Below are 8,494 nucleotides of genomic sequence, written 5' to 3'. Positions count from 1 at the left end.
CCGTATTCGATTGAACCGATATATGTGCCGGTACCGGATTCGATAAGCGTGACGGTTTCGGTTTCTCCGTTGGGGCCGTTCAATTCGATTTCTGTGGTATCGACCCCCTTGGTCCTGGAGTCGTCGTACACCTGGATATAAAGAGTCTGACTCGCTTTTCGGTAAAGATTGAGTGAATCGACATCGGAAAAATCTTCATAATTGGAGAACTGGACAAAGGTGGTAATTCCCTCGAATACGTAGGTGTCAAGCTGGAAATTGGTTTTTATGGTGACCCGGGAATCGGGGATATAGCGTTCGGCGTGGAAAAAGTCGAAGGGGTAAACATGACCGTTTTTCAGGAAACCATCCGGAAGGCTGTCGAGCCGGATGGTATCGGCGATTGCCGAATGGACCCCGCCGAGGTCCATCACCAGACTGTCGTTAACAAACACCCAGACGTCGTCATCACCCCTGAAAATAAAAAATTGACCGGTTCCTTCGAGGTAGGTAATCTGTGTGTGTATCTCTGTTGTAAAACCATAATTGTGTTCGGGATGGCTTGTTTGAAGATGGCCGTAGGGGTCCGGGCCGCCGGGATAGGCCGGCGTCCAGTCGGAATCATTGTCGATAGGGAAAAATGAAGGAAATGATATACCATATACGCCGGGTTCACCGGGAACTTCGTCAAAGGCAATATCGATATAGAATGGACGGTTTATTCCCTTGTAATCATTGTACCAATGACCGAAATTGGATGTCGAGGTAGCGCATTGCGCGCCCTGTTTGAGCACTATCTGGCGGTTATCCCCGGGAAAGGGAGAGTTCGGTACCGTGGTGGCGATTTTCGGCTGAACCATTCCAGGGACAGGTCCGCATGTGTAATAATTGAAATCGGGGTGCATACCCGTGGTGTCGATAGTATTCTTTTCCTTGAAATCTCGGATTTTGGCCTTGACTATTTTTGTGCGTTCGGGTTCGAGTATCGGGATACTGGTGGTAATATAGCACCGGGATTTGGATGTGTGACGTTCGGCGAAAAAGAAATCAAAAATATAGGTCTCCCCATCCTCCAGAAAGCCCGGCGCGATCTCATCGAGGTTGACCGAATCTGTAATTGCACTGTGAACACCCGCAATATCAATAACCAGGCTGTCGTTGATAAACACCCAGACATCATCATCACCACTGAACGTAAAAGTCTGATTCGCCCCTTCAACATAGGTAAAATAAGCATGAAACTCCATCGTAAAACCATAGTTATGGTTGTCATAGGGGTCGGGCTGACGGTGCCCGTAGGTGTTGGTCTCTGAAGAAAGTGGAACAAAAGCGGAATCATCATCAATAGGAAAGAAATTTTCATTCCAGTAGTATAGAATGCCGTCTTCATCTCTGAGAAAGGGAAGCATGACCTGGAATGGACGGTTGACGCCGGAAACGTCGTTATACCACTGATCGAATTCGTCGGTACCATGATAGCACGGGGGATCCACGGTCTCGTCTTTCAGTTTCGGATTTCGTTCGTCGAATCGGTAGTCGGATGAATCACCAATGGAGATTGTATCGTAAATACCGCCTTTATAGGTATTCCGGGGACAATTGGGATACATGTTAAAATCATAATGGGCGCCCGCCGAATCTTCGATCCACTGGCCAACAGGATCTTTTTATGACTTCTTTGAAATCCCTTACCTTGACAGGGAGCTGCATGGTATCCGTAATTACAACATCGTCCGGCTGAGCGGTCACCACAGAAACAAATAAAAGCAGGAGCACTCCTGCCAGAGATGAGAGGGATAGTTTGATCGGGAAATTGCGGGAATGGTACAGAACAAATTTGCCGGGCATAGCAGCCGAGCGAAGCATGGAAGGTCGCATAGCACACTCCTCCTTGTGCAGTGTGTAAAAAAAGAACGTCTGTTTTCCTTAACCTTTTTCGCTTGTTTGCTTGCTTGCTTATGCCACTCAATAATATATATAATAATTACGATTATTTCCCAGACAAATAATTGATTTAATTAAATTAAAGCATAATTTTGATGTATTATTTCATTTTCCGATGAATTAATGGTAAAATACTATTTTTCTTTATGACTACTCGGGGGGGCGAGGCCATCATTCCGGCTGTGGCGAGATATTGGCGGCTTTAATTGTTCAAAGAGAACTGAGACGCTGCTTTTCTTTAATAAAATGTGACTACTACATGTTTTCATCAATTCTAGATAATACCCCGGTACTGATTGCATTAATCGACCATAGCTTCAATTTTATGTATGTTAATCCCGCCTTTGCCCGGGAGACCGGCCGAACAGCTTCATCTTTTATCGGTAAAAACTATTTCGAATTCTATCCGGATGAGAAGAAAAAATCACTGTTTCAGAAAACCGTCAAAACCGGGATCCCCTTTTATTTTCAGGCAAAACCTTTTTCGGAAAAAGAAAACAGCTCAAAAGAGGCGGAGAGTTATTGGGACTGGAGTCTTGTTCCCGTCAAAGATCAGGGCGGTAATGTCTCCCGCATTGTGCTGACACTTTATAATGTTACCGAAAAGTTGGCTGCGGAACACGAATTACTGCAGAGCGAAGAAAAGTACCGGTCACTTTTTGAGGCGGGGTCCGACGCCATTATTTGTGTTGATGTGCAGACCCTGAAAATACAGGATGTCAACCAGGCAGCGATTGGGTTGTATGGCTATACGCGCGCCGAAATGCTGAATCTCTCAGCACCGGATTTGTCGGCGGAAAAGTCGCGAACAAAAAGATCCCTTAAAAACTTTGCGCAGTCATTAGAAACTAAAACAGACAAGAAATCACATATTGCCCTGCGCTACCATAAGAAGAAGAATGGGACCGTATTCCCTGTCGAAATTACGGCCCGGCATTTTTGCCTTGATGGGAAAAAATTTAATATCAGTTCAATCAGGGATATTACCGCCCGGGTCAAAGCCAAAGAAGCGCTTCAGCAAAAAAACATCGCGCTCAATGAACTCATAGCCCGTATCGAGATCGAAAAAAAACGGATCAAAGAGGAGTTTGCGGCCACTATTGCAGAGGTCATAACCCCGGTGCTGGAACGGATGCGAGCCGATGTGAGTACGGAGCGGTATGCCGCGTTGCTGGAATCATCACTGAAAACAGTCAGCTCCGCCTACGGACTCAATATCGCTCGAAAATCGCCACAGCTTACCCAGAAAGAAATCGAAATTTGCACAATGGTTCGAAACGGGCTCTCCTCCAAAGAAATCGCCCATATTCTCAACCGTTCGATCCAGACCATTGAAAAAAGGCGAAAAATTATCCGGAAAAAACTCGGTCTGGAAGAGAAATCGATCAATCTCGCCACATTTTTAAAAACATATGATCGACAATCATTCTGATGGGTATTTATATTACCCATTATTACCCCATTAATATCACCTTACATTTCCGGCATATTTATGAGAGAATTGTTTGATGGCTGCATATTTAAATACCGGCAATCTTTTGCGTCGGTCTGCTCATGCCGAAGCGCTCTGTGATTGCATTAAAAATGTACTGATTTCACCATCCTTTAAGGGTTCTGCACAAAACCTCTTCGATTCATGCAAAGGGCTTATTGGGGCAACATCGGGGTATGTTGCGCTTTTGTCCGGGGATGAAACGAATAATGAGGTGCTGTTTCTTGATTCCGGGGGGCTTGAGTGCACGGTCAATCCCGAACTTCCTATGCCCATCAGGGGGCTCCGCGCCATTGCCTATAAGAATCTGGAGCCGGTATTCGACAATGATTTCATGAAAAGCAAATGGGCGGCCTTTATGCCCGAAGGGCATTGCAGGCTCGATAATGTTCTCTTCGCACCGCTGATTGTTGACGGAAAAGCCGTGGGGATCATGGGGTTGGCAAACAAAGCGGGGGGATTTAACGATGAAGATTGCGCGATAGCGGGTTCTTTTGCCGAACTTGCGGCGGTCGCGCTCAAACAGAGTTTTACTACCGAGCAGCTCAAGGGGAGTGAGAAACGGGCCGCGGATTCGGCGGCTTACTGGATTGAAACATTCAATGCGATCACCGATTTTGTGGTTATTCTTTCGGCTGATTTTCGCATTATTCAGGCAAATGATGCAGCATGCCGCCATACAGGCCTTCCACGGTCGGAAATCGTCGGAAGGAAATGTCATGAAGTTATTCACCGGACCGAAATGCCTTTTGAGCAGTGTCCGTGCCTCATCGCTCTCCATTCAAAACGGAGTGAGAGTGCGGAATATGAGCATGACGGCAGGAGCTATAGAGTGTCGTCCTTGCCGATTTCCGGGAGTGACGGAGAAGTGATTTCATTTGTCCATACGATCACAGATGTTACCGATCAAAAACAGCTCCTGCGTGAGCGAGAAATCTATCAAGAGCATCTGCGGCAATCCGAAAAGCTCGAAACAGTCGGACGGCTTGCCGGCGGGATCGCCCACGATATGAATAATATTCTTGGCGGTATTCTCGGTTTGGCCGATCTGCTCCAGGAGAACATGGATATCTCCGATCCTCTTCGAAGGTACCCTCTGAATATTTTAAATCTTTCCCAGCGTGCGGCAAAGCTCATATCCGAGTTGTTGTCCTTTGCCCGCAAGCAACAGCTTACCGTCGAGCCTGTCGATTTACGGAAAACTATCGAGCATACCGTGACAATCCTTGAACACACGCTCGATAAACGGATTCGCATCCTGACCCGGTATTCCGATGACATTCTGGTGGTATCGGGTGATGCATCCAGAATAGAAAATATGCTTCTCAATCTTGCGCTCAATGCCCGGGATGCTATGCCTGACGGCGGCACGCTTGAATTGTTTACCGAACACATTCATATCGACCGGGAATTTTCCCAAGACCGTTTATTTCATATCAACCATGGGGATTACGTCCATATTGCCGTTTCCGATACCGGTATGGGGATGGATGACGCAACTCGGGAGCAGTTGTTTACGCCCTTTTTTACCACCAAGGAGCAGGGAAAGGGCACAGGACTCGGCCTTGCCGGCGTCTACGGTACCGTCAAACAGCACGGTGGTTTTATCGAAGTTGATTCCGCTCCGGGAGAAGGGACCAGGTTTGATGTATACCTTCCTGCGAACAATCGGGCTGAAGCCGCATCCATACAAGAGGAACAATTGTTGAAATTCGATTTAAAGGGCAAGAAAATTTTGTTTGTTGATGATGATCAGACTATGAGAGAATTTATACCGGAACTGATATCCCGCAACGGTGGTTTGGTTAAGGTGTGTTCCGACGGGGCATTGGCTGAGGAATACTTTCGTAAGAACCATGATGAAATAGGAATGGTTGTTCTGGACATGGTTATGCCGGTTATGGACGGGGCCGCTTGTTTTCAGAGTATTCGACTGATCAATCCCGACATACCGGTTTTGATATCATCGGGGCATGCCGCCGAGGGCAAAATAGAAAAGCTCCTCGAAACAGGGGCCAACGGCTATATCCGCAAACCGTTCCGGTCACGGGACCTTCTCAGTGCAATTACCCGAATTCTTAATGGTGAAAAGGTGATACAACAATGACGGCACACAATGCTTCACTACCGGAAAAACCGAGGGTGCTTATTGCCGATGATGAGGCTATGATGCGTACGTTTATTGTCGAAGCGCTTCAGGGAGAACAATACACGGTTGTTCAGTACGATCCCTGCAATGCCGATCCATCGCTTTTAAGGCGGCCCTGGGATGTTGCCGTTTTTGATATTGTGATGCCCGGCAAAGACGGATTTGCGCTTCGTAAAGATATGCTGCCCCACAGTTCGAGCACCCAGTATATTATCATGACCGCCTATCCCGATTTAAAGAACCACGACAAGGCCATCGAGGTCGGCGCGTTTACATTTCTTGTCAAGCCTTTCAGGGCCGAGCAGATCCGGTATGCGGTACGAGGAGCGCTACGCAGAAAACAGAGCTTTGAGAAAACATGCACAAGCGAAAATTCCGGCGACAGTATGGGATTAATCGGGACGTCGGCCCATCTCTGCCATGTTCGCGATCGCATTCGTCTAATGGCGCCTCTGGATATTCCGGCGCTCGTTGTCGGAGAATCGGGGACCGGTAAAGAGCTTGTCGCTCGGGCTATTCATTCCCAGAGCGCCCGGCGTGAGGCGCCTTTTATTCCGGTCAACTGTGGTGGATTGACTCCATCACTGATCGAATCGGAGCTTTTTGGTCATGTCCAGGGGGCGTTCACCGGAGCGAACAAGACGAAAAACGGTCTTTTCGGGGCTGCAGACGGCGGGACGCTTTTTCTGGATGAAATAGGGGAATTACCCCCGGAATTGCAGACACGATTCCTCCGTTTTCTTGATACCGGCGAATACATGCGGGTAGGGGAGGCAAGGCCGCGCAAAGCAAACGTTCGGGTTGTCAGCGCAACGAACCGCGATCTCGAGGCAATGGTGACACAGGGAATATTCCGTGCGGACCTCTATTACCGCTTGCGGGGGGGATGTATACAGTGTGCTCCCTTGCGGGAGAGGAAAGAAGACATTGTCCCCCTTGTCCGTCATTTACTTGATGACGGTTTTGCTATTCATCCCGAAGCACTATCGGCGATCGCCGCCTTTGACTGGCCCGGAAACGTGCGTGAACTCGCCATGTTCATCAGCACCTTGAAAGGGACCTGCAATACTGATACAATAAGTCTGGAGGGCGTTCGGCGGATGCTCGCGCTCTATGGTGGGAAAAACATAGCCGAAACAGTTTCATCGTATCGGGAGATGAAAGCCCGGGCGGTCGACCGGTTCGATAAAGGTTATTTTTCTTCCCTGCTCGAATCAACCGGCGGGAATATTACCCAGGCGGCTTCCACGGCCCAAATGGACCGGAAAAATTTCAGGCAAAAACTCAAACAACTCGGGCTCTATGAAAAACAACAACTCTAATCGGAGTAAAAATAATCCGGTCCCGAAAAGATGTCGGAATGACGCCGTCACACCGGGGTTATATAAGACTATTTTAGAAAACATCTCCGACGCGGTCTTTCTTACCGATACGAACGGCAAACTGAATTTTGTCTGTGACAATGTCAAATATATTTTCGGTTATTCGGTCGGTGAAATCATTCGAAAAAGAAATATACATCGAATAATTGATGGACTTGATTATGGTCCCGATAAACTTCGACGGAAAGGCGAAATCAGAAATATCGAATGCTCAATAACCAATAAATTCGGTGAGTGCCGTAATATTCTTGTTAATGTTAAATTAGCGGATATGGCTGAAGGAACACTTCTCTTTACGTGCAGGGATATTACCGACAGAAAAAGGGTTGAGAGTGAACTTGCACGGAAAAATACCGCGCTTCTGGAGGTGATCGCTTCGGTAGAACGGGAAAAAATTGCGGTCAAAGAGAGTGTGGCTGAAAAATTTCAAAAACTGATCATTCCGATTATCGATATGATCGCCGACCGTCCACACTGCGCCGACCTGGCAAAACTTCTCAAGAGTTCAATCAAATACGTTACCTCGTCACCCGCAGCGCAATTCCCATTTGCCGATTATAATCTGAGCCCCAGGGAAATGCAGATTTGTAATATGATCCAGACCGGCATGTCGATAAAACAGATCGCCGGGATGCTGCACACTTCACCCTTAACTGTTGAAAAACAGCGAAAGTCGATACGAAAGAAACTCGGCGTATCCGACAATCGGACAAATCTGGCAACCTATCTCGGCAGGATCAACTCCTGACTCGTCATTATCGGGTATAACCCATACCCGAAACATCCCCGATATTCCCCTCTGTATATTTTCTCCGGTTAAGCATATCATTAGACATACCTGCAGGAGTTAGCGTTTGTAGAAGTTTCCGGAGAATGAAACTGGACTAATGAAGAATTGTAGCGGCGGTTGTAGAATTCCGTAAATGCATTTGTCTGTTTTTGTTACCGGGGCGGTAATAATGTAAACTTTTTTGTTGAGGAGGTGTGAATGTTTAATAACATGAAGCTTTCTGTTAAGATTGCTGTTGGATTCGGTTCTCTTATTCTGATTATTGTCGTTTTGGGTGGGCTTGCGATTTTCAATATGAATTCGGTTAAGGCCAAATCGGAAATCCTTGCGAAAGAATATGTTCCTGAAGTTGATATCGCCGTAAAGTTGCGGGGGGCTGCCAATAGAGTCATGTATGCGATGCGGGGATATGGTTTATCAGAGGAAGATACCTATTATACCGATGCAAAAAATGAAATAAAGGCGGTCGAATCGGCCATAAGCAGCGCCGGGGAACTGCAAAAAAGGGCGGTACATCTGGAAGCATTGAAAGGACACCTCGAAACAGCAAATGGAGCTGTTGAAAAATATAAAAGGCTGATGGACAAAACCGTTGAGATAAACAGTAATCTTGCTCATGACAGGGAGTCGATGGATAAAGCCGCCGCGGTATATATAAGCAGTTGCAATACCTATCTTGCCGGGCAGAACAGCCGTATGAACAAGGAAATTGCCGGCAGGCAGACCAATATGGCCCGTCATAAAAAAATAACCATTGT

Annotated in this window: 7 protein-coding genes; 5 read left to right on the top strand and 2 right to left on the bottom strand. The window is 47.1% G+C overall.

Annotated elements, in window-relative coordinates:
• Together GF401_06350 and GF401_06345 are read right to left on the bottom strand one after the other, a co-directional pair.
• On the bottom strand, positions 1 to 1,589 hold a 1,589-nt coding region (locus tag GF401_06350), incomplete at its 3' end, for a fibro-slime domain-containing protein (GenBank protein MBD3344665.1).
• Between the two features lie 7 nt (positions 1,590 to 1,596).
• Positions 1,597 to 1,857 carry a hypothetical protein gene (locus GF401_06345; GenBank protein MBD3344664.1) on the bottom strand — a complete coding sequence of 87 codons (261 nt, stop codon included), beginning with the start codon at positions 1,855 to 1,857 and terminating at the stop codon, positions 1,597 to 1,599.
• Positions 1,858 to 2,182: 325 nt separating this feature from the next.
• Here GF401_06345 and GF401_06340 point away from each other — a divergent pair, with 325 nt between their 5' ends.
• The 5 genes from GF401_06340 to GF401_06320 all read left to right on the top strand — a co-directional run.
• Positions 2,183 to 3,355, top strand: coding sequence for a PAS domain S-box protein (locus GF401_06340; GenBank protein MBD3344663.1), 1,173 nt, complete (start codon positions 2,183 to 2,185; stop codon positions 3,353 to 3,355).
• Between the two features lie 76 nt (positions 3,356 to 3,431).
• Complete coding sequence (locus tag GF401_06335) at positions 3,432 to 5,522, top strand: response regulator (GenBank protein MBD3344662.1); 2,091 nt, start codon at positions 3,432 to 3,434, stop codon at positions 5,520 to 5,522.
• Complete coding sequence (locus GF401_06330; protein ID MBD3344661.1) at positions 5,519 to 6,886, top strand: response regulator; 1,368 nt, start codon at positions 5,519 to 5,521, stop codon at positions 6,884 to 6,886. The genes GF401_06335 and GF401_06330 overlap by 4 nt, the downstream gene beginning before the upstream one ends.
• Positions 6,867 to 7,694 (top strand): PAS domain S-box protein, encoded by an 828-nt coding sequence (locus tag GF401_06325; protein MBD3344660.1) that lies wholly within the window; start codon positions 6,867 to 6,869, stop codon positions 7,692 to 7,694. The genes GF401_06330 and GF401_06325 overlap by 20 nt, the downstream gene beginning before the upstream one ends.
• Positions 7,695 to 7,934: 240 nt before the next feature.
• Positions 7,935 to 8,494: methyl-accepting chemotaxis protein (locus GF401_06320; GenBank protein ID MBD3344659.1), on the top strand; the 560-nt coding region annotated here is incomplete at its 3' end.

It is taken from the genome of Chitinivibrionales bacterium, from assembly GCA_014728215.1.
Lineage (GTDB): Bacteria > Fibrobacterota > Chitinivibrionia > Chitinivibrionales > WJKA01 > WJKA01.
Note: the sequence above shows the minus strand (reverse complement) of the source record. Positions and strands in the feature narration are given on the sequence as shown.

Excerpts from the sequence above, each read along its gene's own strand:
- GF401_06345 (MBD3344664.1), bottom strand. The coding sequence starts at position 1,857 with ATGCGACCTTCCATGCTTCGCTCGGCTGCTATGCCCGGCAAATTTGTT.
- GF401_06340 (MBD3344663.1), top strand. The coding sequence starts at position 2,183 with ATGTTTTCATCAATTCTAGATAATACCCCGGTACTGATTGCATTAATC.
- GF401_06335 (MBD3344662.1), top strand. The coding sequence starts at position 3,432 with ATGGCTGCATATTTAAATACCGGCAATCTTTTGCGTCGGTCTGCTCAT.
- GF401_06330 (MBD3344661.1), top strand. The coding sequence starts at position 5,519 with ATGACGGCACACAATGCTTCACTACCGGAAAAACCGAGGGTGCTTATT.
- GF401_06325 (MBD3344660.1), top strand. The coding sequence starts at position 6,867 with ATGAAAAACAACAACTCTAATCGGAGTAAAAATAATCCGGTCCCGAAA.